Source organism: Pseudomonas putida, assembly GCF_050989985.1.
Lineage (GTDB): Bacteria > Pseudomonadota > Gammaproteobacteria > Pseudomonadales > Pseudomonadaceae > Aquipseudomonas > Aquipseudomonas putida_AI.
In genome coordinates this window covers 681,203-703,596 of the sequence record NZ_CP158815.1, presented here as the reverse complement: position 1 = coordinate 703,596, position 22,394 = coordinate 681,203, and the positions used below count along the sequence as shown (strand labels likewise).

The 22,394-nt window shown below is 61.2% G+C and carries 22 protein-coding genes; 10 read left to right on the top strand and 12 right to left on the bottom strand.

The features are described 5' to 3' along the window. Positions 1-19 precede the first annotated feature (19 nt). From mrdA to ABTV29_RS03340, 5 genes are all read right to left on the bottom strand, one after another. Complete coding sequence (mrdA, locus tag ABTV29_RS03360) at positions 20-1,915, bottom strand: penicillin-binding protein 2 (protein WP_433768827.1); 1,896 nt, start codon at positions 1,913-1,915, stop codon at positions 20-22. 11 nt (positions 1,916-1,926) lie between these two features. Next, positions 1,927-2,394: a 23S rRNA (pseudouridine(1915)-N(3))-methyltransferase RlmH gene (gene rlmH / locus ABTV29_RS03355; protein ID WP_110965050.1), complete on the bottom strand. Its 468-nt coding sequence runs from the start codon at positions 2,392-2,394 to the stop codon at positions 1,927-1,929. Positions 2,395-2,403: 9 nt separating this feature from the next. Continuing rightward, on the bottom strand, positions 2,404-2,898 hold the full coding sequence (gene rsfS / locus ABTV29_RS03350) for a ribosome silencing factor (RefSeq protein ID WP_433768826.1): 495 nt from the start codon (positions 2,896-2,898) through the stop codon (positions 2,404-2,406). Between the two features lie 72 nt (positions 2,899-2,970). Beyond that, entirely contained in the window at positions 2,971-3,693 is a 723-nt protein-coding gene (gene nadD, locus ABTV29_RS03345; RefSeq protein ID WP_433768825.1) for a nicotinate-nucleotide adenylyltransferase, read from the bottom strand. After that, positions 3,662-4,933 carry a glutamate-5-semialdehyde dehydrogenase gene (locus ABTV29_RS03340; protein WP_433768824.1) on the bottom strand — a complete coding sequence of 424 codons (1,272 nt, stop codon included), beginning with the start codon at positions 4,931-4,933 and terminating at the stop codon, positions 3,662-3,664. Before ABTV29_RS03340 ends, nadD begins: the two co-directional genes overlap by 32 nt. 189 nt (positions 4,934-5,122) lie before the next feature. On the opposite strand from ABTV29_RS03340, the gene ABTV29_RS03335 reads away from it, so the two are divergent. Together ABTV29_RS03335 and ABTV29_RS03330 are read left to right on the top strand one after the other, a co-directional pair. After that, positions 5,123-5,821 carry a DNA-3-methyladenine glycosylase gene (locus ABTV29_RS03335; protein ID WP_433768823.1) on the top strand — a complete coding sequence of 233 codons (699 nt, stop codon included), beginning with the start codon at positions 5,123-5,125 and terminating at the stop codon, positions 5,819-5,821. Positions 5,822-5,969: 148 nt separating this feature from the next. After that, positions 5,970-7,286, top strand: coding sequence for a bifunctional DedA family/phosphatase PAP2 family protein (locus ABTV29_RS03330; protein WP_433768822.1), 1,317 nt, complete (start codon positions 5,970-5,972; stop codon positions 7,284-7,286). A 48-nt stretch (positions 7,287-7,334) separates the two neighbouring features. Here the strand turns inward: ABTV29_RS03330 and ABTV29_RS03325 are convergent, their stop codons facing one another. The 3 genes from ABTV29_RS03325 to ABTV29_RS03315 are packed head-to-tail and all read right to left on the bottom strand — an operon-like array spanning position 7,335 to position 9,014. Then, on the bottom strand, positions 7,335-7,925 hold the full coding sequence (locus ABTV29_RS03325) for an LON peptidase substrate-binding domain-containing protein (protein ID WP_433768821.1): 591 nt from the start codon (positions 7,923-7,925) through the stop codon (positions 7,335-7,337). 10 nt (positions 7,926-7,935) lie between these two features. Next, the gene (locus ABTV29_RS03320; RefSeq protein WP_433768820.1) at positions 7,936-8,652 is read right to left on the bottom strand and encodes an LrgB family protein; all 717 of its coding nucleotides are present in this window, start codon (positions 8,650-8,652) and stop codon (positions 7,936-7,938) included. Continuing rightward, positions 8,649-9,014, bottom strand: a complete 366-nt coding sequence (locus ABTV29_RS03315; RefSeq protein ID WP_433768819.1) for a CidA/LrgA family protein — start codon at positions 9,012-9,014, stop codon at positions 8,649-8,651. Before ABTV29_RS03315 ends, ABTV29_RS03320 begins: the two co-directional genes overlap by 4 nt. Positions 9,015-9,212: 198 nt before the next feature. Here ABTV29_RS03315 and ABTV29_RS03310 point away from each other — a divergent pair, with 198 nt between their 5' ends. From ABTV29_RS03310 to ABTV29_RS03300, 3 genes are all read left to right on the top strand, one after another. After that, positions 9,213-9,668 carry a MaoC family dehydratase gene (locus ABTV29_RS03310; RefSeq protein ID WP_224539560.1) on the top strand — a complete coding sequence of 152 codons (456 nt, stop codon included), beginning with the start codon at positions 9,213-9,215 and terminating at the stop codon, positions 9,666-9,668. 114 nt (positions 9,669-9,782) lie between these two features. Continuing rightward, entirely contained in the window at positions 9,783-11,501 is a 1,719-nt protein-coding gene (locus ABTV29_RS03305; RefSeq protein ID WP_433768818.1) for a C13 family peptidase, read from the top strand. A gap of 27 nt (positions 11,502-11,528) precedes the next feature. Then, a complete protein-coding gene (locus ABTV29_RS03300) occupies positions 11,529-12,170 on the top strand; it encodes an oxidoreductase (RefSeq protein ID WP_433768817.1) in 642 nt (213 codons plus the stop codon). An 85-nt stretch (positions 12,171-12,255) separates the two neighbouring features. Here the strand turns inward: ABTV29_RS03300 and ABTV29_RS03295 are convergent, their stop codons facing one another. The 4 genes from ABTV29_RS03295 to ABTV29_RS03280 form a co-directional block, all read right to left on the bottom strand. Beyond that, positions 12,256-12,540: a YceK/YidQ family lipoprotein gene (locus tag ABTV29_RS03295; RefSeq protein ID WP_433768816.1), complete on the bottom strand. Its 285-nt coding sequence runs from the start codon at positions 12,538-12,540 to the stop codon at positions 12,256-12,258. Continuing rightward, on the bottom strand, positions 12,533-13,165 hold the full coding sequence (gene ubiX / locus ABTV29_RS03290) for a flavin prenyltransferase UbiX (protein ID WP_175377152.1): 633 nt from the start codon (positions 13,163-13,165) through the stop codon (positions 12,533-12,535). The genes ABTV29_RS03295 and ubiX overlap by 8 nt, the downstream gene beginning before the upstream one ends. Further along, positions 13,162-14,511, bottom strand: a complete 1,350-nt coding sequence (gene mpl, locus ABTV29_RS03285) for a UDP-N-acetylmuramate:L-alanyl-gamma-D-glutamyl-meso-diaminopimelate ligase (RefSeq protein WP_433768815.1) — start codon at positions 14,509-14,511, stop codon at positions 13,162-13,164. The genes ubiX and mpl overlap by 4 nt, the downstream gene beginning before the upstream one ends. A gap of 146 nt (positions 14,512-14,657) precedes the next feature. Beyond that, on the bottom strand, positions 14,658-16,574 hold the full coding sequence (locus ABTV29_RS03280) for a sigma-54-dependent Fis family transcriptional regulator (RefSeq protein ID WP_433768814.1): 1,917 nt from the start codon (positions 16,572-16,574) through the stop codon (positions 14,658-14,660). Positions 16,575-16,860: 286 nt separating this feature from the next. On the opposite strand from ABTV29_RS03280, the gene exaC reads away from it, so the two are divergent. The 5 genes from exaC (at position 16,861) to ABTV29_RS03255 (ending at position 22,392) form a co-directional block, all read left to right on the top strand. Further along, positions 16,861-18,381, top strand: coding sequence for an acetaldehyde dehydrogenase ExaC (gene exaC, locus ABTV29_RS03275; RefSeq protein ID WP_433768813.1), 1,521 nt, complete (start codon positions 16,861-16,863; stop codon positions 18,379-18,381). Between the two features lie 222 nt (positions 18,382-18,603). Next, positions 18,604-19,998: an ethanolamine ammonia-lyase subunit EutB gene (locus ABTV29_RS03270; RefSeq protein WP_433768812.1), complete on the top strand. Its 1,395-nt coding sequence runs from the start codon at positions 18,604-18,606 to the stop codon at positions 19,996-19,998. An 8-nt stretch (positions 19,999-20,006) separates the two neighbouring features. Further along, entirely contained in the window at positions 20,007-20,831 is an 825-nt protein-coding gene (eutC, locus tag ABTV29_RS03265; protein WP_433768811.1) for an ethanolamine ammonia-lyase subunit EutC, read from the top strand. A gap of 115 nt (positions 20,832-20,946) precedes the next feature. Then, positions 20,947-21,408: a GNAT family N-acetyltransferase gene (locus ABTV29_RS03260; RefSeq protein WP_433768810.1), complete on the top strand. Its 462-nt coding sequence runs from the start codon at positions 20,947-20,949 to the stop codon at positions 21,406-21,408. Between the two features lie 327 nt (positions 21,409-21,735). Then, entirely contained in the window at positions 21,736-22,392 is a 657-nt protein-coding gene (locus ABTV29_RS03255; protein WP_433768809.1) for a DedA family protein, read from the top strand. The last annotated feature ends 2 nt before the right edge of the window (positions 22,393-22,394 follow it).

Here is a 22,394-nt window from a genome sequence, read left to right as displayed (position 1 = left end):
GGAGAGCATGCGATCAAAATTATTCATCACGGGCGGTAGCCTCCGCGCTAGTAGGGCTGGCGTATTCGGCTTTGAGGCGACCGTCCTGATCCAGCAGCCAGGCGTCCATGACCTGACGCACCACCGGGGCCGCGACGCCGGAGCCGGACTCACCGTTCTCGACCATCACCGACACCACGATCGCCGGATCGTCGGCGGGCGCAAAGCCCACGAACAAGGCGTGGTCGCGATGGCGCTCCTGGACTTTCGAGCGGTCGTACTTCTCGCCCTGCTTGATCGCGACCACCTGGGCAGTACCGGACTTGCCGGCGATGCGGTATTGCGCGCCGATCGAAGCCTTGCGCGCCGTACCGCGGGCGCCGTGCATTACCTGTTGCATGCCGTGGTTGACCTTGGTCCAGTCAGACGGGTCGCGCAGGATGATGTCCGGCATCGGATTGTGATCCACCGGCTTCTCGCCCTCGATGGTCTTGGCCAGATGCGGGCGATTCCAGATACCTTTGTTGGCCACCAGCGCCGTGGCCTGGGCCAGCTGCAACGGGGTCGACTGCATGTAGCCCTGACCGATCCCGAGAATCAGCGTTTCGCCCGGGAACCAAGCCTGGCGGCGGGTCGCGCGCTTCCATTCACGGGTCGGCATCAGCCCCGGCGACTCCTCGAACATGTCCAGGGAAACCTTCTGGCCGATACCGAACTTGGACAGGTACGACGACAGCCGATCGATCCCCAGCTTGTGGGCCAGGTCGTAGAAGTAAGTGTCATTGGAACGCATGATCGCGGTGTCGAGGTCGACGAAGCCATCACCGGTGCGGTTCCAGTTGCGGTACTTGTGGTCGTAGTTGGGCAGCATGTAGTAGCCCGGGTCGAACACTCGGCTCGAGGCCGTCACCACGCCCGCGTCCAGGCCCGCGATCGCCACCGCCGGCTTGATCGTCGAGCCCGGCGGATACAGACCACGCAGCACGCGGTTGAATAGCGGCCGGTCGATCGAGTCGCGCAGCTCGGCGTAGGCCTTGGAGCTGATGCCGGTGACAAACAGGTTCGGATCGAAGCTCGGCTGGCTGACCATCGCCAGCACCTCGCCGGTTTTCGGGTTCAGGGCCACCACCGCACCACGACGACCGCCGAGCGCGGCTTCGGCGGCTTCCTGCAACTTGATGTCCAGGCTCAGGACGATGTCCTTGCCGGAAACCGGTTCGGTGCGTTTGAGCACCCGCAATACACGGCCCCGAGCGTTGGTCTCGACTTCCTCGTACCCCACCTGGCCATGCAGCTCCGACTCGTAGAAGCGCTCGATGCCGGTTTTACCGATTTGATGTGTGCCGCTATAACTGACCGGGTCCAGAGACTTGAGCTCTTTCTCGTTGATTCGCCCCATGTAGCCCACCGAGTGCGCAAAATGCGCGCCCTGGGGATAGTGACGAACCAGTTGCGCAACCACTTCCACCCCCGGCAACCGGAACTGGTTGACGGCGATTCGCGCGATCTGTTCTTCAGTCAGCTCGAACAGGATTGGCACCGGTTCGAACGGCCGGCGCCCCTGGCGCATGCGCTTCTCGAAGATCACCCGATCCTCGGGCGTCAGCTCCAGCACCTCGACAATCACGTCGAGCACCTGCTGCCAGTCGCCCGAACGCTCGCGGGTCATGCTCAGGCTGAAACTCGGTCGGTTATCGGCGATCACCACGCCGTTGCGGTCGTAAATCAACCCACGCGTCGGCGGGATCGGCTGCACATGGACGCGATTGTTTTCCGACAGGGTCGAGTGGTAGTCGTACTGGATCACCTGCAGGAAATACAGGCGAGCAATCAGCACGCCAATCAGTGTCACCACCGCAATTGCCCCGAACACGACGCGGCCACGCACCAGACGGGCGTCTTTTTCGTGGTCCTTGATGCGGATCGGTTGGCTCATGGGGGGCAGAACTACTTGTGATAAGGGTGGCCGGACAGCACGGTCCAGGCACGATACAGCTGTTCACCGATCAGAATGCGCACCAGTGGATGCGGCAACGTCAGTGGCGAGAGCGACCAGCGCTGATCGGCGCGGGCACAGACTTCAGGCGCCAGCCCTTCGGGGCCGCCGACCATGAAGTTCACCGTGCGCGAGTCCAGCCGCCAGCGATCGAGTTCGACCGCCAGTTGCTCGGTACTCCAGGGCTTGCCGTGGACTTCGAGGGTGACAACACGCTCGTTCTGCCCGACCTTGGCCAGCATGGCTTCGCCTTCCTGACGGATGAAGCGCGCCACGTCGGCGTTCTTGCCACGGGTATTGAGCGGTATTTCCACCAGTTCCAGCGCCAGCTCGGACGGAAGACGCTTGGCATACTCATGCCAGCCTTCTTCCACCCACTTGGGCATGCGGGAACCGACGGCGATCAGTCGCAGTCGCACAGCGTTACCTTACTGCTGGTCTTTGTTGAGCTTGGTGAAATGCTCGTGGGTGTTTTCCGGGCTGTGGTGCTTGGCATCCGCCGCACGGCTCTGCTCGGCACCGGCCCACAGGCGCTCCAGGTCGTAGAACTGGCGAGCCGAGGCGGTCATCATGTGCACGATCACCAGGTCCAGGTCCAGCAGCACCCAGTCGCTGTCGCCCTTGCCTTCTTCACCCAGCGGACGGGCGCCTTTCTTTTTGACTTCTTCGCGAACCTTGTCGAGCATCGCGTTGATCTGGCGATTGGAGGTACCGGTGGCGATGATCATGTAGTCGGTGATGCTCTGCTTGTCGCGAACATCGATGATCTGGATGTCCTGCGCCTTGACATCTTCCAGGGCTGCAACGGCAACCTTGACCAGCTCGTCACCGTTGAGCGGCTCGTTGGTAGCAACCGGCTCAGGCAGCGGGGCACTCTTGAATGTGCCTTTGCGCTTAACTTTGTTTACGTCGTTGTTGGTCATATAAAACTCGTTTTGCTCATGTATTCGGCGGCTTGGCGACACGTCGGTGCGTATCAGTGAAGCACGCCTTGTTCAGTTCGACGCACGGTAAAGACCGTGCGCATCGATGTAGGCCAGGACCGCGTCGGGCACCAGGAAACGTACCGACTTACCGCTGGCCAGCAGTTGACGGATCTGGGTGGCGGATACCGCGAGCGGTGTCTGCCAGACGAATGCAATCTGTCCGCTCGGCCCCTTCAGGGCCAGCGGGTCGCTCACCGAGCGCGCCGCCAGCAGGTTGCGCAAGGCATCCGGCGGTTCGCTGTCGGCATCCGGGCGTTGCAGCACCAGGATGTGGCAATGCTGGAGCAACTCTTCCCAGCGATGCCAAGTGGGCAGGCCGCAAAATGCGTCCCAGCCCAAAAGTAGAAAAACCTGGGTCTCGTCGGCCATTTCGGCGCGCATCGACTCCAGGGTATCGATGGTGTAGGACGGCTTGTCCCGCTGCAATTCGCGGGCATCCACCACCAACGGCGCCACACCGGCCACCGCGCACTCGACCATCGCCAGACGGTCCTTCGCCGACACCTGCGGCGTATCCCGATGAGGTGGCCTGGCACTGGGTATCAGGCGCAGCTCATCGAGTGCCAGCGCTTCGGCGACTTCCAGCGCACCGCGCAAATGGCCGATGTGCACCGGGTCAAACGTTCCGCCCAGTACACCGATGCGTGCGGGGCGAGGCGCGCTGGCGGTTACCGGAGCCGACGGGTCGAGGTCGCCCAAGTCAGACCGACTCCTGTCCGCGCAGCTGGCCATCGCCGACCACGACGTACTTCTCGCAGGTCAGGCCTTCGAGACCCACCGGGCCGCGGGCGTGCAGCTTATCAGTAGAAATGCCGATCTCGGCACCCAATCCGTATTCGAAGCCGTCGGCGAAGCAGGTCGGGGTGTTGATCATCACCGACGACGAATCGACTTCAGCAACGAAACGCCGGGTTTCACCCTGATGTTCACTGACGATCGAGTCGGTGTGATGAGAGCCGTAATGGTTGATGTGCTCGATGGCCTGCTCCAGCCCTTCGACCACACGGATCGACAGGATCGGCGCCAGATATTCGGTATTCCAGTCTTCTTCGGTGGCCGGCAGCGCATCGATGATCGCACGCGTGCGCTCACAGCCACGCAGTTCGACACCTTTTTCGCGGAACTGGGCTGCCATCGCCGGAAGGAAATCTTTGGCAACGACTTGATCGACCAGCAAGGTTTCCATCGCGCCGCAGATGCCATAGCGGTAAGTCTTGGCGTTGAATGCGATTCGCTGGGCCTTTGGAAGGTCGGCGTTGGCACTGACGTAAACGTGGCAGATGCCGTCCAGATGCTTGATCACCGGAACGCGGGCATCACGACTGATGCGTTCGATCAGGCCGCGACCGCCACGGGGCACGATGACATCAACGTATTCAGGCATGGCAATCAGAGCGCCAACGGCAGCCCGATCAGTGGTTTCGACCACTTGCACCACAGCCGCCGGCAGATCGGCTTCGGCCAGGCCACGCTGGATGCAGGCAGCGATCGCACGATTGGAGTGAATGGCTTCAGAGCCGCCACGCAGGATGGTCGCGTTACCGGACTTCAGGCACAGGCTGGCGGCGTCGATGGTCACGTTCGGCCGGGACTCGTAGATGATCCCGATCACGCCCAGGGGCACGCGCATCTTGCCGACCTGAATCCCCGACGGCCGGTAGCTCATGTCGCGGATCGCGCCGACCGGGTCCGGCAATGCCGCCACCTGGCGCAAACCGACGATCATGCCGTCGATCCGGGCCGGGGTCAGTGCCAGGCGCTCGAGCAGCGCAGGTTCAAGACCATTGGCGCGGCCGGCTGCCAAATCCAGCTCATTGGCAGCGCTCAGTTCGGCGCGGGCAGCGTCCAGCGCGTTGGCGGTAGCCTGCAACGCGCGGTTCTTCTGCGCAGTGCTGGCACGGCCGATGACGCGGGAAGCCTCGCGGGCAGCGCGACCCAGGCGGGTCATGTAGTCAAGAACGGACTCAGTCATGGTCTGGCGTGGTCTTTGAAAAGGGCTTGGTAAAGAATAAAGCGGCAGATTATAGCTGTCGCGACTCCCGACTAACAGCGGTGACGGGCGGATGGTCGAAATGGAGGTCGATTTGCCGACGTTCAGCCGGGATTAAGGCGCAAATTGTTATCATCAGCGCACTATCAGCCCTGATAAACACCGTTCACCATGACCGACCTGACTGTTCGAGCATCCGCAGCAAGCCTGCCCACGGGGCTGCCGGACGCGTTTTTCGACCGAGACCCGCAAATTCTGGCCCGCGATTTATTGGGCAAGGTCATTCGTCATCGAGTCGGTGATTTGTGGCTCAGCGTGCGAATCATCGAGACCGAAGCCTATTACCTTGCCGAAAAGGGCAGCCACGCCTCCCTGGGTTACACAGAAAAGCGTAAGGCTTTGTTTCTGGATGGCGGGCACATCTATATGTATTACTCCCGTGGCGGCGATTCCCTGAACTTCAGCGCCCAGGGCCCGGGCAACGCGGTGCTGATCAAATCCGCCTACCCGTGGGTCGACGAACTGAGCGGGCCGGCGAGCCTGGCGCAGATGCTACTCAACAATCCCGATGCCCAGGGCCGCCCTCGCCCGTCGCAGAAACTCTGCGCGGGGCAAACCCTGCTGTGCAAAGCGCTGGGCTTGAAGGTTCCGGTCTGGGATGCCAAGCGTTTCGATCACGAGGTGCTGCTGGTGGAAGACGTCGGCCAGACACCCGCCCATATCATCCAGACCACGCGTTTGGGCATCCCCCATGGCCGTGACGAACACCTGATGTACCGCTTCGTCGACGCCGCCTATGCGGCCTGGTGCACGCGGAACCCGCTGCGACGGGGGCAGGTCGAAAATCGCGATTATTTTGTGCTGTCCTGACCGGATCTGAAGCAAAAGGAATTCCCTGTAGGAGCGAGCCTGCTCGCGATGACGGCGGCACATCAATTATCAATGTGACTGAATGACCGTAATCGCGAGCAGGCTCGCTCCCACAAGATGCATTTGAACATTCAATGGAGTTGTTTTTATGGGCCCATGGCTCGATAGCGTGACCGGCTGGTTGACGGTCAACCCGCAATGGCTGGCGGCAGCGGTGTTCATCGTGGCCTTCGTCGAGTGCCTGGCGATTGCCGGGTTGATCGTACCTGGCACCGTGCTGTTGTTCGCCGTGGCGGTACTGGCCGGCAGCGGCGCGCTGTCGTTGAGTGAAACGCTGCTGCTGGGTTTCGTGGCCGGCGTGCTCGGCGATGTGGTGTCGTATTTCCTCGGGCGCCACTTCCACCAGAACATCCGGCGCCTGCCAGGCTTGCGTCATCACCCGGAATGGATCGCCGGGGCCGAGGCGTACTTCCAGCGCTATGGCATCGCCAGTCTGCTGGTCGGTCGTTTCATCGGCCCCCTGCGCCCCATGCTGCCCATGGTCGCCGGCATGTTCGACATGCCCTTCCCACGTTTCTTCGCCGTCAGCCTTCTGGCCGGTGCCGGCTGGTCGGTGGCCTACCTGCTGCCAGGCTGGGCCACCGGCGCGGCGATTCGCTTACCGCTGCCCGAAGGCTTCTGGCCCCAGGCCGGTGTCGTCGCCGCCAGCATTGCCCTGATGGTGGGGCTGAGCGCTACCAGCAGTCTGCGCAAGCACCGCAAAGCCACCCTGTTCATTACCGGGATGAGCTTTTTGATCCTGACTGCACTGTTTTTCGGCTATCCGCATCTGAGCGCCCTCGACCAGGGGCTAATGACGCTGGTGCAGGAGCATCGCAGCCCGATGCTCGATGAAGTGGCCGTGGTGTTCACGCTGATCGGTGAGTTTCGCAACATGCTGATGTTCAGCGTCTTGCTGGTCGTGTTGCTGCTGGTTACCCGTCAATGGCGCCACGCGGTTTTCGCCTGTAGCACCCTGCTGTTCACGGCATTGGGCAACACCGTGACCAAACACTTTTTCGCCCGCCTGCGCCCGGAAGTATTGAGCGACCCACTGAGCAGCTACAGCATGCCCAGTGGTCACGCCTCGGGGTCGTTCGCGCTGTTCCTCACCCTCGCCGTCCTCGCCGGCCGCGGGCAACCGCCACGGATGCGCCTGACCTGGCTGCTGGTGGGCTGCCTGCCGGCGCTGGCGATTGCACTGTCGCGGGTATACCTCGGTGCGCACTGGCCAACGGATGTGCTGGCGGGCGCGATGCTGGCGGCCTGTGTTTGTGCGGCCAGCCTTGGGCTAATTCAGCGCCGCACGTCACTCAACGCCTTGCCGCCCAAGGTCTGGTGGCTGGTGCTGCCGGCATTGGTGGCACTGTTCGGATTCTTCGTGTTGCGGCATTTGCCGCATACGATGTTGAGATATGCGTACTGAAGATAAAAAGATCGCAGCCCGCGGCAGGCTGCGATCCTTTAGCGAGCGTCAGGCGAACAACTCACCCTGCAACTCATCGAGCAGCGCCTGAATCGCATCCAGTCGCTGCTGCGGGTCATCGAGTTGCAGCAGGTCGATCTTGTCCAGCTCAGCGAACGGCAGCAAGTAGGCAAGCTGGTTAGCCAGCGACTGTTGCCCGACCGCTTCGGTGCCCATGTTCAGCGCTTCGACCATCGGGTGTTCCGCCAGGGCCTTGAGCAGTGCTACCAGATCGGCATCTTCATCCTGCAGCGGTTGCTCCGGCTCATCTTCCAGCCACTCGACCTCGGCGACGATCAGCTGATCGCGCTGCACTTCGGTACGCAGTACGTGAAAGCGTCGACCGCCCTGCACCCGAATCCCCAGCAAACCGTTTTCCTGGGTCTTGAAATCGGTGATCAGCGCTTCGCAGCCGACCAGTGCATAACCCGCCGGCGCGATGCCGACCTCTTCGCCATCGAGGATGCACACCACGCCAAAGCCGCCGCCCTGTTTCATGCAGCGCCCGATCATGTCCAGGTAGCGCGCCTCGAAAATCTGCAGATCGAGGATGCAGCCCGGAAACAGCACCGTGTTCAGCGGAAAAAGCGGCAGACTCATAGACATTTCCTTAAACCACCATCGACACCGCCAACGGCAGCAACACCGCCGTGGCCACGCCCATCAGACTCATCGCCAGCGCCGCGAAGGCACCGCACTCTTCATTTTCCTGCATCGCCACTGCCGTGCCGACCGCATGAGCCGTCATGCCCAGCGCCATGCCACGCGCCTCGGGGCTGTGGACGCCGAGCCGGGTCAACAGGCTCGGACCGAAGATCGCGCCAATCACCCCCGTGATCAACACGAACACCGCCGCCAGCGCCGCGACACCGCCGATCTGCTCGGCCACCAGCATGGCAATCGGCGAAGTCACCGATTTGGGCGCCATGGTCATCAGAATCATGTGCTCGGCGCCGAACCACCAACCCAGCAGCACGCCCATGCTGGTGGCGACGACCCCGCCTATCACCAGCGTAGTAAATATCGGCCAGAACAACTGCCGAATCCTTCGCAGGTTCAAGTACAGCGGCACGGCAAGCGCGACAGTGGCCGGACCCAGCAGGATGCTGAGGATCTCGGTGCTTTTGCGGTACTCGGCATAGGTCAGCCCGCAGCCCACCAGCACACCGATCACCAGCAACATGGAGACCAGCACCGGCTGCAAAAAGATCCAGCGGGTTTTCTCGAAAGCCGCGAGCACCAGTTGGTAGGCGCCCAGGGTAATGCCAATGCCGAACAACGGATGATGTATGACCGACGTCCAGGCGCCGCTCCAGTCGAGGGTCATTGGCGATCCTCGCCAGGGTGAGCGTGGCGCTTGATCATGCGTTGCATCAACACCCCCGCGAAGGCCATGGACAGCAGCAGCGATAACACAAGCGCACCGGCGATGGCCCAGAAATCCGCCGCAATGTCCCTGGCGTAAACCATTACACCCACTGCCGGCGGCACCAGCAGCAGAGGCAAATAACGCAGCAGGCTGCCGGCCGCCAGGTTCAGCGGTTCACCGACCTGACCGCGGCTGATCAAGAACACCAGCAACAGCAGCAGGCCGACAATCGGCCCCGGCAGGACCGGTAAAAACAAATGGTTGATCGCGGTGCCGAGCAATTGAAACAGCACCAGCCATGTCAGGCCACGTAACAACATCCTTCATCTCCCGCAGAACCCGTCACCCGCCATTACGGGCCGAGCATTATAAACATGCCTGCCATATACACCGGCATTCGCCAAAAGCATGGTCGGTTGACCACAGGAATTAACAATGTTGATCTACAGTGGTAAGCCGGGGGTCCAAATTCCCACGGCTCAAAACCATAAAAACCGATGAACCCAAGGAGAGTCTCAATGCCCTTTGTTCCAGTTGCAGAGCTCAAAGATTATGTCGGCAAGGAACTTGGACGTTCCGAATGGCTCACGATCGATCAGGAGCGCATCAACCTGTTCGCCGAAGCCACAGGGGACTATCAGTTCATCCACGTCGATCCGGTCAAGGCCGCGCAAACACCCTTTGGCGGCACCATCGCCCACGGCTTCCTGTCGCTGTCGCTGATTCCGAAACTGATGGAGGACATCCTCGTCGTTCCTGAAGGCCTGAAGATGGTGGTCAATTACGGCCTGGACAGCGTGCGCTTCATTCAGCCCGTCAAGGTCAACTCGAAAGTGCGCCTGAAGGTCGACCTGACTGAAGTGACCGAGAAAAAACCTGGTCAATGGCTGCTCAAGGCCACCACCACCCTGGAAATCGAAGGCTCGGACAAGCCAGCGTACATCGCCGAACCTTTGTCGCTCTGCTTCGTGTAAACCTTCCCGGATGCGAAGCAGCACCTGCTGTTTCGCGCCCGCCGCTATATATACCGGCTGTATAACGACACATAGCTGCGGCATACTCGGTCGCCTAATTGCCCGGAACCCGCTATGCGCTCACTTGCACTCCTTGCCTTGACCCTGATGCTCACCGCATGCGGCGACGGTGAATCACCGTTACCCCCTGATGCCCGCCTGCCGGACGGCGGTCGCTATCGTGGTGATCTGGTCGATGGATTGTTGCAAGGCCAGGGCCGCATCGACTACCCCAACGGCAGCTGGTACGCCGGCGAGTTCGACAAGGGCCAATGGCATGGCCAGGGCGAATGGCACGGCAGCAACGGCGAGGTCTACCGCGGGAAGTTCAATCAGGGCCTGTTCGATGGCCAGGGCAGCCTCACCACCAATGGCAGCAGCTACAACGGCGGCTTCAAGCTCGGTCGACGCGACGGTGAAGGCACCCTCAAAGAAAACGGCATGACCTACCGGGGCGAGTTCAAGGCCGACCAGTACTCAGGCCTCGGGCGCCTAGAGCTCGAAGACGGAAGCGCCTATCAGGGCCAGTTCGCCCACGGCAAGCCCAATGGCGAAGGCCAGCGCGGTGACGGCAATGGCAATCAGTTCACCGGGCACTTCGTCGACGGCCAGCTGGAAGGCAACGGAACATTCAACAGCGCTGACGGCGACATCTATGTCGGCAGTTTCAAGAACAATCAACTGAACGGCAAGGGCCGCTACGAAAACGCTGACGGCGATGTCTGGCTCGGCCAATTCAAGGAAGGTTCGCTCAACGGCAAGGGCGAGCTGATCGGCGCCGATGGCAGTCATTACATCGGCCACTTCAACGATTGGCGCTTCAGTGGCCAGGGCCGCCTGAACCTCGCCGACGGCAGCTTCTACATCGGCCAATTCGACAGCGACACCTACTCCGGTCGCGGCACCCTGGTGCTGACGGATGGCTCCGTGCTCAGCGGCATGTGGGTCAATGGTCAAAGGGTGCGTGACGCCGAAGGCAAGTTGTTGCCTGACAGCCTCGAACTCGGCCTGCTGGCCCAGGGTCGCCTGCTTGAAGACGCGCTAGGAAACGTGCCAGCCTCGACTCCGGCAGTCGAGCTATACAGCCTGACCCTCGGCGGCGACGGCAAGCAGAGCGTGTTCCTGCGCGAATCCGACTACGTCGCCAACATGCTCACCAGCCGCTTCGGCGCCTTTGGCCAGATCCGCCTGGTGAACCATCGCGATCATCTCGGCGACCGGCCGATGGCCACCCGGGAAAATCTGCGCCGTGCGGCGCTGACCCTGGCCGAACGCAGCGGCCCGGAAGACTTGATTTTCATCTACCTGTCCAGCCACGGCACCAGTGAGCATGAACTGGTGCTCGACCAGCCGCGCATGGAGCTGGCCGACCTGCCGGCCGATGAACTGGCAACGGTGCTCGCCCCGCTGAAAAACCGCGACAAGATTATTGTGATTTCGGCCTGCTATTCCGGCGGTTTCATTCCCGCCCTCAAGGACGAACGCACCCTGATCATGACCGCATCGCGGGCCGACCGAGTGTCCTTCGGCTGCTCCGAAGAAGCCAATTTCACCTACTTCGGCGACGCCCTGTTCGCCCAGGCATTGAACCAGACCGACGACCTGGAGCAAGCCTTCAAACGGGCCAAAGCGACGGTTGCCGAGCGTGAGCTGGCCGATGGCTACGAGGCCTCTGAACCGCAGATCTGGGCGCCTAAAACCGTGCTGTCGCACTGGCAGTTGCTACGCAAGCAGCAAGCACGCAAAGCCCTGCAAAGTGTCTCGATTGACAGCAAGGACGCAAAGACCAACTAAGCTGAAGAGTATCAAGGGAGAAACACTATGTACTTGACGCCTCAGCACGTATTGCTTGCCGGAGCCACCGGCCTGACCGGTGAACACTTGCTCGATCGCTTGCTCAATGAGCCAACGATTACGCGGGTACTGGCCCCCTCACGCCGGCCACTGGCCAGGCATCCGCACTTGGAAAACCCGGTGGGCGACCCAGCGATGTTCCTGCCGCAGTTGAGCGGCCGCGTCGATATCGCCTACTGCTGCCTGGGTACTACCATCAAGCAGGCGGGCTCGGAACAGGCGTTTCGCGCGGTGGATCTGGACATGGTCGTGGCGTTTGCCAAGCGTGCCAGGGAGATGGGCGCGAGGCATCTGATTGTGATCAGTGCATTGGGGGCCGATCGCCGATCCTCGATTCTCTACAACCGAGTCAAGGGCGAGATGGAATACGCGTTGCGGGCGCAGGACTGGCCACAGCTGACCATTTGCCGCCCCTCGCTGCTGCTGGGAGAACGACTCGAACCACGACTGGGGGAGAAAGTCGCCGGCCCCCTTTCACGACTGATACCCGGCAAGTACCACGGCATCGAAGCCTGCCAACTGGCCCGCGCCATGTGGCGCCTGGCGCTGGAGGAGCAGGATGGGGTGCGGATTGTGGAATCGGATGAGTTGAGGAAACTGGGCAAGTAAGTCAAAAGATCGCACCCTTCGGCAGCTCCTACAGTTGGAATGCGTACCCACTGTAGGAGCTGCCGAAGGCTGCGATCTTTTTCTTTTACATCCCACCCGTCGCCTGGAAGTTCACGCCCAGCACCGTCAGCAGCGACAACGGCAGCAACAAGGTGTCGAGCAACGCACTGGCCGGCAGATCGACACCCGGATAGCTCGGTGCTTCGGCGCCGAAACGATCCTTCGCACAGCAGCCGCCATTCATTGCATACAGGTCCAGTCGCGTCCCGGCATACACCACCGGTGCGCCCGGTTTGGCGGCATCCAGGGTCCGCGCAGTGGCGCAGCCAGCCAACTGCAGTGCCAGCACCAGAATCAGAAGTTTATTCATCGCTGCTCATATGGTGCTCGCCCCAACGCGGCAGCATGTCCTGGGGAATGTTCAGCAGGTTGAGAATGCGCGCCACGACAAAATCGATCAGGTCATCGATGGTTTGCGGCTGGTGGTAGAAACCCGGCGATGCCGGCAGGATCGTCACCCCCATGTTCGACAACTTGAGCATGTGCTCCAGATGAATGCTCGAGTACGGCGCCTCGCGGGGCACCAGAATCAACTGGCGCCGCTCCTTGAGGGTGACGTCGGCAGCCCGTTCGATCAGGTTGTTGCAGGCACCGGTCGCAATCGCCGACAGGGTCCCCGTGGAACACGGCACCACCACCATCGCCGCCGGTGCGCCGGAGCCAGAGGCCACCGGCGACATCCAGTCTTCCTTGCCATACACCCGAATTTGCCCGGCAGCCGCACCGGTGTATTCGGTGAGGAACGCCTGCATCATTTGCGGTTTGGCCGGCAGCGTGACATCGGTTTCGGTGGCCATCACCAGCTGCGCTGCCTTGGAAATCAGAAAGTGCACTTCGCGGTCGTCACGCACCAGGCAATCGAGCAGACGCAAGCCGTACTGGGCGCCGGAAGCCCCCGTCATTGCCAGCGTGATGCGGTCCGGGCCGTTGTTCATTTCAGCGCCTCAGCGAGTTTGCCGTGCAGGCCGCCGAAGCCGCCATTGCTCATGATCACCACGTGCGTGCCGGGTTGTGCCTGGCTTTTCACCCGCTCGATGATGCCTTCGAGCGAATCGCTGACAATCGACGGCACGGTGCACAGCGCAGCAGTGCCTGCCAGGTCCCAGCCGAGGTTGGGCGGCGCATACCAGATCACCTGGTCGGCATCGACCACGCTTTCCGGCAAACCGTCACGGTGCGCGCCGAGTTTCATGGAGTTGGAGCGCGGCTCGATAATCGCGATCAACGGCGCATCGCCAATGCGCTTGCGCAGGCCGTCGAGGGTGGTGGCGATGGCGGTCGGGTGGTGAGCGAAATCGTCATAGATGGTGATGCCATGCACCTCCGCGACTTTCTCCATGCGGCGCTTCACGCTTTTGAATGCGCTCAATGCCGCGATACCCATGGCGGGCACCACACCGACATGGCGCGCCGCTGCCAGGGTGGCCAGGGCGTTGGCGACGTTGTGCTGACCGGTCATGTCCCACTCGACCACGCCCTGGGATACCCCTTCAAACATTACTTCGAAGGCCGAACCGTCCTCGCTGAGCAACTTCACCTGCCACTGACCACCGGCGCCGGTGGTTTGTACCGGTGTCCAGCAGCCCATTTCGATGACGCGTTGCAGCGCCGGCTCGGTGGTCGGGTGAATCACCAGGCCTTCGCTGGGGATGGTCCGCACCAGATGGTGGAATTGCCGCTCGATAGCCGGCAGATCGGGGAAGATATCGGCATGATCGAACTCCAGGTTGTTCAGGATCGCCGTGCGCGGACGGTAGTGAACGAACTTGGAACGCTTGTCGAAAAACGCACTGTCGTACTCGTCGGCTTCGATCACGAAAAACGGCGTACCGCCCAGTCGTGCCGATACCGAGAAGTTCTGCGGCACGCCGCCGATCAGGAAGCCCGGGCTCATGCCGGCGTGCTCCAGCACCCAGGCAAGCATGCTGCTGGTGGTGGTCTTGCCATGAGTACCGGCCACGGCCAGTACCCAACGCCCTTGCAGGACATGATCGGCCAGCCATTGCGGGCCGGAGACATAGGGCAGGCCTTTGTTCAGCACATATTCCACCGCCGGATTGCCGCGGGACATGGCGTTGCCGATCACCACCAGGTCGGGTGCCGGATCGAGCTGCGCCGGGTCATAGCCCTGGGTCAGCTCAATGCCCTGGGCCTCGAGCTGAGTGCTCATCGGCGGGTAGACGTTGGCATCGGAGCCCGTCACGTGATGGCCCAGCTCTTTGGCCAGAACCGCCATCGAACCCATGAAAGTGCCGCAGATACCAAGAATATGAATGTGCATAGTCGACCTCGTAAAACATGGCCGCAGGTTAGCTTAGGGAGGGGAAGTTCGCACCTTGTGTTTCTGATCCAGGGACGCCATCGCGAGCAGGCTCGCTCCCACAAGGACAGCCAAGCCTCTGTAGGAGCGAGCCTGCTCGCGATGGTCTAACGGGCTATCCCGTGCTTACGAAGCTTGCGATAAAGGGTGTTGCGGCTGACACCCAGCTGTTGCGCCGTATGCGTCATATGCCAACGCGTGTGCTCCAGCGCATTCAATAACGCCAATCGCTCGGCATCGTCCAGCGGGCGTTCGGACCCCTCAACGTCAACGGGTTGCACAACCGGCGGCCGTGCCTGACGGATCATCGCCGGCAAATCCTCCAGACCGATCCGCCCGCCGTCGCACAACGCCGCCAGGGTGCGCAACACATTGCGCAATTGGCGAACGTTGCCCGGCCAGGCGAAGGCCAGCAAGGCCTGGCGCGCCGGTTCGTCGATCAGCACGGTTTCTCCGCGCGCCTCTTCGGTGAGCAAAAAATCCAGCAGTTGCGATTTGTCACTGCGCTCACGCAGCGCCGGCAGCGCGACTTCCAGGCCATTGAGCCGGTAATACAGGTCTTCGCGAAAACTGCCCTCCTCGACCCGTTCCAGCAGATTGCGGTGCGTGGCACTGATGATTCGCACATTGATTACCTGCGGCTCACCACCGATGGGCACCACTTGGCGATCTTCCAGCACCCTTAACAGTCGCGTCTGCAACGCCAGGGGCATGTCGCCGATCTCATCGAGGAACAGGGTGCCGCCATCGGCCTGCTGCAACTTGCCGCGCATGCCTTCCTTGCGCGCACCGGTGAAACTGCCGCCGCGATAGCCGAACAACTCACTTTCGATCAGGCTTTCGGGAATGGCCGCGCAGTTAAGGGCAACAAAGGCTTTGTCGGCGCGCTGGCTGGCTTGATGCACAGCCTTGGCGAACGCTTCCTTGCCCGAGCCGGTTTCTCCGTTGATCAGCAGCGGTACATCCCGTTCGTACACACGCAGGGCCTTGCGGAAATCCGTCTGCAACGCAGCGTCGCCCAAGCAAATACCCGACAGCTGCGAGCGCTCCTCAACGATCGGGCCCGGCACCAAAGGCACCGGCACGCGCCGCGGCTGCCCGCGCAAGGCCGCGAACAATCGCCGCCCGTCGCGGGTACGCAGTGGCCAACTGGCACTGGCATCAAGGCTGGCGCGACCGAGCAACTCATCCAGCCCGCAGTCGAAAAAAGCCTCCACCGGTTGGCCCTGCAAGCCACCGCGGGCATGCCCCAACAGGTTCAACGCACTCTGGTTGACCGCACAGATGCGCCCTTCGCCGTCGAACGCCAGTAGGCCTTCGCTGAACAGCCCCACGGACTCGGCTTGCAGATGAAAACGCAGAAGCCATTGGTTTTCGAAATAACGCAGGAAGTAGCAGCTCTCGATCATCTTCGCCGAAAGATTGACCAGGGCCATGGTATGGAACTGGCTCTGGCGCGATACGTCGTGTCGCGCCGAGGACACGTCGAGCACCGCCAGCAGTTCGCCATGGGGATCGAACACCGGGCTCGCCGAGCAGGTCAGGCCGGTATGACGTCCACGGAAATGTTCGTCTCGATGAATCGTCAGTGCCTGGCGCTCCACCAGGCAGGTGCCGATGCCATTGGTGCCTTCGCAGGCCTCACTCCAGTCGGCACCGAGCCACAGCCCGGCGCGCTCGAAAATTTTCCGCTCGGTGGGCGCGGTAACGCAGTTGAGGATCACGCCCCGGGCATCGGTCAACAGCACTGCATGCCCGGAACCGGAAAGCTGCTGGTGCAGGCTGGTCATTTCATTGCCGGCAATGTGCAGCACCTGCTGCAGGCGTTCGCGGCTTTCGAGGACGCGGCCATGCTCCAGCACGGTGGGTGCCATGGTCAGGGCCGGATCGAGATGATAGTCCTCAAGACAACGCAACCAGGAGCGGGCGATGGAAGGGTCGCTGCCGGGGCCGTGCAAATGGGTCTTGCCCTGGGCAACGGTCAAGACCTGACGGGCATGGCGACTCAAATGGTTGTCGTGCATTTCTTATTGTTCTCCCAGCCGGGTTGGGTAGGCCTGAGCATCCTCCAGGCCAGTGCGCATTGCAACACTGGCAAGACTGCCCGGTCACAGGCTGTGCCATAAACGGTACAAACTGTCACGGCGGCTGTACCGAAAGCGTCACGGAAGCCGCCCGCTGGTCCGACAAAAATCACGCAAGGCCTTGATTTGCCTGACCTGCGAGGCGGTGGCCCGACCTTTGCTCTACGCTTAATGCAGCGCACATGCGCGTCCTCCCTATAAGCACAAAAGCAAGGAGAGATACATCATGCGTTACGCTCACCCCGGTACTGAAGGCGCTATCGTTTCGTTCAAGGCCAAATACGGTAACTACATCGGCGGCGAGTTCGTCGCGCCTGTCAAAGGTCAGTACTTCACCAATACCTCGCCAGTGAATGGCCAACCGATTGCCGAATTCCCCCGTTCCACGGCCGAAGACATCGACAAGGCCCTGGATGCTGCCCATGCGGCGGCTGATGCCTGGGGCGCCACGTCCGTCCAGGCGCGCTCCCTGATCCTGCTGAAAATCGCTGATCGCATCGAACAGAACCTGGAAACCCTGGCGCTCACCGAAAGCTGGGACAACGGCAAGGCCGTTCGCGAAACCCTCAACGCCGACATCCCGCTGGCCGCCGACCACTTCCGCTACTTCGCCGGTTGCCTGCGCGCCCAGGAAGGCAGCGCTGCCGAAATCGACGGCAACACCGTGGCCTACCACATCCATGAACCACTGGGGGTGGTTGGGCAGATCATTCCGTGGAACTTCCCGATCCTGATGGCCGCCTGGAAACTCGCTCCGGCCCTGGCTGCCGGTAACTGCGTGGTGCTCAAGCCGGCCGAGCAAACCCCGCTGGGCATCAGCGTGCTGGTCGAACTGATCGGCGACCTGCTGCCACCGGGCGTGCTGAACGTCGTGCAAGGCTTCGGCAAAGAAGCCGGTGAAGCCCTGGCCACCAGCAAGCGCATCGCCAAGATCGCCTTCACCGGCTCGACCCCGGTCGGCTCGCACATCATGAAATGCGCGGCGGAAAACATCATTCCGTCCACCGTGGAGCTGGGTGGCAAATCGCCGAACATCTTCTTCGAAGACATCATGCAGGCAGAACCGACCTTCATCGAGAAGGCCGCCGAAGGCCTGGTGCTGGCGTTCTTCAACCAGGGCGAAGTCTGCACCTGCCCTTCCCGTGCACTGGTTCAGGAATCGATCTACGACGAATTCATGCAAGTGGTGATGAAGAAGGTCCTGCAGATCAAACGCGGCGACCCGCTCGACACCGACACCATGGTCGGCGCCCAGGCGTCCGAACAGCAATTCGACAAGATCCTGTCGTACCTGGAAATCGCTAAGGGTGAAGGCGCCGAGCTGCTGACCGGCGGCAAGGTGGAAAAACTCGAGGGCAACCTGGCAACCGGCTATTACATCCAGCCGACCCTGCTCAAGGGCACCAACAAAATGCGCGTGTTCCAGGAAGAAATCTTTGGCCCGGTGGTGAGCATCACCACCTTCAAGGACGAAGCCGAAGCCCTGGCCATCGCCAACGATACCGAGTTCGGCCTGGGCGCCGGCCTCTGGACCCGCGACATCAACCGCGCCTATCGCATGGGCCGCGCCATCAAGGCCGGTCGCGTGTGGACCAACTGCTACCACCTCTACCCGGCGCACGCCGCGTTCGGCGGTTACAAGAAGTCCGGCGTCGGCCGTGAAACCCACAAAATGATGCTCGATCACTATCAGCAGACCAAAAACCTGCTGGTGAGCTACGACATCAATCCGCTGGGCTTCTTCTAAGGATCGGGGCGGCACGGATATCTCCGTGTCGCCCTAGATCGGCCATCGCGAGCAGGCTCGCTCCCACAGGGTTATCGGATGATTCCATTTTTGATGGCTGACCCATAACTTTGTGGGAGCGGGCTTGCCCGCGATGGCGTCCTGACATGCACATTGCCTGAACGCTCTGGCTCGGGCCTTGCATCCGAAGTTCAACATCCAATATCAGGAGGACACCAGCCCATGGCCGTATTCGCCCATTCCGTCGGCGCCCAGACCTATCGCTTCGAAAGCCTCAAGGAAGTGATGGCCAAGGCCAGTCCGGCGCGTTCCGGGGACTTTCTGGCCGGTGTCGCCGCCCTCAATGATGGCGAGCGCGTGGCCGCGCAGATGGCGCTGGCCGACATTCCGCTGAGCCACTTCCTTCAGGAAGTGCTGATTCCTTATGAAGCCGATGAAGTCACCCGGCTGATCATCGACACCCACGACAGGCAGGCTTTTGCCGTCGTCAGCCACCTCACCGTCGGCGGCTTCCGCGACTGGCTGCTCAGCGATGCAGCCGATGAGCAGACCCTACGTGCGCTCGCTCCCGGCCTGACCCCGGAGATGGCAGCCGCCGTCTCGAAAATCATGCGCGTGCAGGATCTGGTCCTGGTGGCGCAGAAAATCCGCGTGATCACACAATTTCGCGGCACCCTCGGCCTGCGCGGACGCCTGTCCACCCGCCTGCAACCGAATCACCCGACCGACGAACCGGCCGGTATCGCCGCGAGCATTCTCGACGGCCTGCTGCACGGCAATGGCGATGCCATGATCGGCATCAATCCGGCCACCGACAGCATCGCCTCGATCTGCGCCATGCTGGAAATGCTCGACGCAATCATCCAGCGCTACGAGATTCCCACTCAGGCCTGCGTGCTGACTCACGTCACCACCTCCATCGAAGCCGTGAATCGCGGCGTGCCCCTGGATCTGGTCTTCCAGTCGATTGCCGGCACCGAGGCGGCCAATGCCAGCTTCGGCATCAATCTGAACGTGCTCAAGGAAGGTTACGACGCGGGCTTAAGCCTCAATCGCGGCACGCTCGGGCAGAATCTGATGTATTTCGAAACCGGTCAGGGCAGCGCCCTGTCGGCCAACGCCCACCATGGCATCGATCAACAGACCTGTGAAACCCGGGCCTACGCGGTAGCACGACATTTCAACCCGTTTCTGGTGAATACCGTCGTAGGATTCATCGGCCCGGAATACCTCTACAACGGCAAACAAATCATCCGCGCCGGCCTCGAAGACCACTTCTGCGGCAAGCTGCTGGGCGTGCCGATGGGCTGCGACATCTGTTACACCAACCATGCCGAAGCCGACCAGGATGACATGGACACCCTGCTGACCCTGTTGGGCGTGGCCGGGATCAACTTCATCATGGGCATCCCCGGTTCCGACGACATCATGCTCAACTACCAGACGACGTCTTTCCACGACGCGCTTTACGCCCGGCAGACCCTGGGGCTCAAGCCGGCACCGGAATTCGAGGCGTGGCTGGCAAAAATGGGCATTTTTACCCAGGCGGACGGCAAGGTACTGTTCGGCAACAGCCTGCCACCGGCCTTTCGCCACGCCCTGGCGCAATTGGGATGAGTGTTGATATGGAAAAACTACCCTTCGATCCGCACAACCCCTGGCAGGAACTGCGGCGCCTGACGCCGGCACGAATTGCCCTGGGCCGCACCGGTACCAGCATGCCGACCCGCGCACAGCTGGATTTTCAATACGCCCATGCCCAGGCACGGGATGCGGTGCATTTGCCGTTCGACCACGCAAGTCTGCGCTCGCAACTGGCTGAACGCGGGCAGGACAGCCTGTTGCTGCACAGTGCAGCGCCAGATCGAAACAGTTATCTGCAACGCCCCGATCTGGGGCGCAAGTTGAGTACCGACTCCGCCCAGGTCCTGCGCGATTACGCTTCGGCCCACCCGGGCGGCGTCGATCTGGTCATAGTGGTGGCCGATGGGTTGTCAGCATTGGCGGTTCACCGGCATACCCTGCCATTTCTGGCGCGCATGGAAGAGCACATCCGTGCTGAAAACTGGAGCGTCGCCCCGATTGTCCTGGTGGAACAGGGCCGCGTCGCCGTCGCAGATGAAATCGGCGAACTGCTGGGCGCCCGAATGACGGTGATCCTGATTGGCGAACGCCCTGGCCTCAGCTCTCCAGACAGCCTGGGTTTGTATTTCACCTACAATCCCAGGGTCGGCCTGACGGACGCCTACCGCAACTGCATCTCTAACGTGCGCCTTGAGGGATTGAGTTACGGCATGGCGGCACACCGTCTGCTGTATTTGATGCGCGAAGCCTGTCGTCGGCAGCTGTCGGGAGTCAATCTGAAGGACGAAGCGCAGATTCACACGCTGGAGGAGGATTCGGGCTCGGACATGAAAGGCAATTTCCTGCTCAGCTCGCCGCAGGCCTGAGCCGCTTGCGCGTTGCACTTTCGTTCCAGTTTGAGGCAGGATCGGATCCACGGCCTCCAGAGTTCCCCGTCGCCGTCCAAGCACGCAAGACAGCCACTTGAAGACGAGACCTACCATGCGGATTATTCAAGCGACCCTCGAACACCTGGATCTGCTGACCCCGTTGTTCGTCAAATATCGCGAGTTTTATGGTTCCCTGCCGTATCCGGACTCGTCCCGGGCTTTCCTCGAGAAACGCCTGCGCCGTAAGGAATCGGTCATCTACCTGGCCCTGTCCGATGATGACGACAACAAACTGATGGGTTTCTGTCAGTTGTACCCAAGCTTCTCTTCGCTTTCGCTCAAGCGTGTCTGGATCCTCAACGACATTTACGTCGCCGAGGACGCCCGTCGCCAGTTGGTGGCCGATCATCTGATTCGTACCGCGAAGAAAATGGCCAAGGAAACCAACGCCGTGCGTATGCGCGTTTCCACCAGCAGCAACAACGCAGTCGCGCAGAAAACCTATGAATCCATCGGGTTCAAGGAAGACACCGAGTTCAAGAACTACGTGCTGCCGATCAGCGACAAGCTGTAGCGCTTCACCCGCCCCATGCAGGAGCGAGCTTGCTCGCGATGGTCGTCAACGATAACGCTGGCTGCCTGACACCCCGCGGTGTTTTGTTGTCCATCGCGAGCAAGCTCGCTCCTACAGGGTCACGGCATCGACAGGGTTATTAATTGTCATCAGACTGCCAACTATCCCACCGACATCCCCCGCTACAATCTCGACGCTCTTTTCACTTTTCAAATCGTATAATGCCGACCTTTCCGACTTGTAAGAAAAACTACATCTGACTGTAGGCCTTACGCGAAGTCATCCGCACAGGCCTGCTGAGTCGGGTCGTTACCACAGGTGCTTTCCATGGATTTCAACCCGATCGATATCGTCCTGCATCTCGACGTCTACCTCGACATGCTCGTATCCAACTACGGGGCATGGATCTACGCCATCCTGTTTATGGTGATTTTCTGTGAAACCGGCCTGGTGGTAATGCCTTTCCTGCCGGGTGACTCCCTGCTGTTCATCGCCGGCGCCGTAGCTGCCGGCGGCGGCATGGACCCGGTGCTGCTGGGAGGCTTGCTGATGCTCGCGGCGATTCTGGGCGACAGCACCAACTACATCATCGGACGAACGGCGGGTGAAAAACTGTTCAGCAATCCGAATTCGAAGATCTTCCGTCGCGACTACCTGCAACAAACCCACGATTTCTATGACAAGCATGGCGGCAAAACCGTGACCCTGGCGCGCTTCCTGCCCATCATCCGCACCTTTGCACCCTTCGTCGCCGGCGTGGGGAAAATGCCTTATCCGCGATTCTTCGCCTTCAGCGTGCTGGGCACCATCCTCTGGGTCGGCGGCCTGGTCACCCTCGGCTACTTCTTCGGCAATGTACCGTTCATCAAGTCCAACCTGTCCCTGCTGGTGGTCGGCATCATTCTGTTGTCGCTGGTCCCGATGATCATCGGCGTGCTGCGCAACCGCTTCGGTGGTTCGAACTCCAAAGCCGAAACACATTGATT

Bases quoted from the DNA above. Each gene is read 5' to 3' on its own strand.
- ABTV29_RS03330 (WP_433768822.1), top strand. From the start codon at position 5,970: ATGGGCCCATGGCTCGATAGCGTGACCGGCTGGTTGACGGTCAACCCG.
- exaC (WP_433768813.1), top strand. From the start codon at position 16,861: ATGCGTTACGCTCACCCCGGTACTGAAGGCGCTATCGTTTCGTTCAAG.
- ABTV29_RS03295 (WP_433768816.1), bottom strand. From the start codon at position 12,540: ATGAATAAACTTCTGATTCTGGTGCTGGCACTGCAGTTGGCTGGCTGC.
- mpl (WP_433768815.1), bottom strand. From the start codon at position 14,511: ATGCACATTCATATTCTTGGTATCTGCGGCACTTTCATGGGTTCGATG.
- ABTV29_RS03300 (WP_433768817.1), top strand. From the start codon at position 11,529: ATGTACTTGACGCCTCAGCACGTATTGCTTGCCGGAGCCACCGGCCTG.
- rsfS (WP_433768826.1), bottom strand. From the start codon at position 2,898: ATGACCAACAACGACGTAAACAAAGTTAAGCGCAAAGGCACATTCAAG.
- ABTV29_RS03270 (WP_433768812.1), top strand. From the start codon at position 18,604: ATGGCCGTATTCGCCCATTCCGTCGGCGCCCAGACCTATCGCTTCGAA.
- ABTV29_RS03310 (WP_224539560.1), top strand. From the start codon at position 9,213: ATGCCCTTTGTTCCAGTTGCAGAGCTCAAAGATTATGTCGGCAAGGAA.
- ABTV29_RS03255 (WP_433768809.1), top strand. From the start codon at position 21,736: ATGGATTTCAACCCGATCGATATCGTCCTGCATCTCGACGTCTACCTC.
- ABTV29_RS03260 (WP_433768810.1), top strand. From the start codon at position 20,947: ATGCGGATTATTCAAGCGACCCTCGAACACCTGGATCTGCTGACCCCG.
- eutC (WP_433768811.1), top strand. From the start codon at position 20,007: ATGGAAAAACTACCCTTCGATCCGCACAACCCCTGGCAGGAACTGCGG.
- ubiX (WP_175377152.1), bottom strand. From the start codon at position 13,165: ATGAACAACGGCCCGGACCGCATCACGCTGGCAATGACGGGGGCTTCC.
- ABTV29_RS03305 (WP_433768818.1), top strand. From the start codon at position 9,783: ATGCGCTCACTTGCACTCCTTGCCTTGACCCTGATGCTCACCGCATGC.
- nadD (WP_433768825.1), bottom strand. From the start codon at position 3,693: ATGGCCAGCTGCGCGGACAGGAGTCGGTCTGACTTGGGCGACCTCGAC.
- ABTV29_RS03325 (WP_433768821.1), bottom strand. From the start codon at position 7,925: ATGAGTCTGCCGCTTTTTCCGCTGAACACGGTGCTGTTTCCGGGCTGC.
- ABTV29_RS03280 (WP_433768814.1), bottom strand. From the start codon at position 16,574: ATGCACGACAACCATTTGAGTCGCCATGCCCGTCAGGTCTTGACCGTT.
- ABTV29_RS03320 (WP_433768820.1), bottom strand. From the start codon at position 8,652: ATGACCCTCGACTGGAGCGGCGCCTGGACGTCGGTCATACATCATCCG.
- ABTV29_RS03335 (WP_433768823.1), top strand. From the start codon at position 5,123: ATGACCGACCTGACTGTTCGAGCATCCGCAGCAAGCCTGCCCACGGGG.
- ABTV29_RS03340 (WP_433768824.1), bottom strand. From the start codon at position 4,933: ATGACTGAGTCCGTTCTTGACTACATGACCCGCCTGGGTCGCGCTGCC.
- ABTV29_RS03315 (WP_433768819.1), bottom strand. From the start codon at position 9,014: ATGTTGTTACGTGGCCTGACATGGCTGGTGCTGTTTCAATTGCTCGGC.
- mrdA (WP_433768827.1), bottom strand. From the start codon at position 1,915: ATGAGCCAACCGATCCGCATCAAGGACCACGAAAAAGACGCCCGTCTG.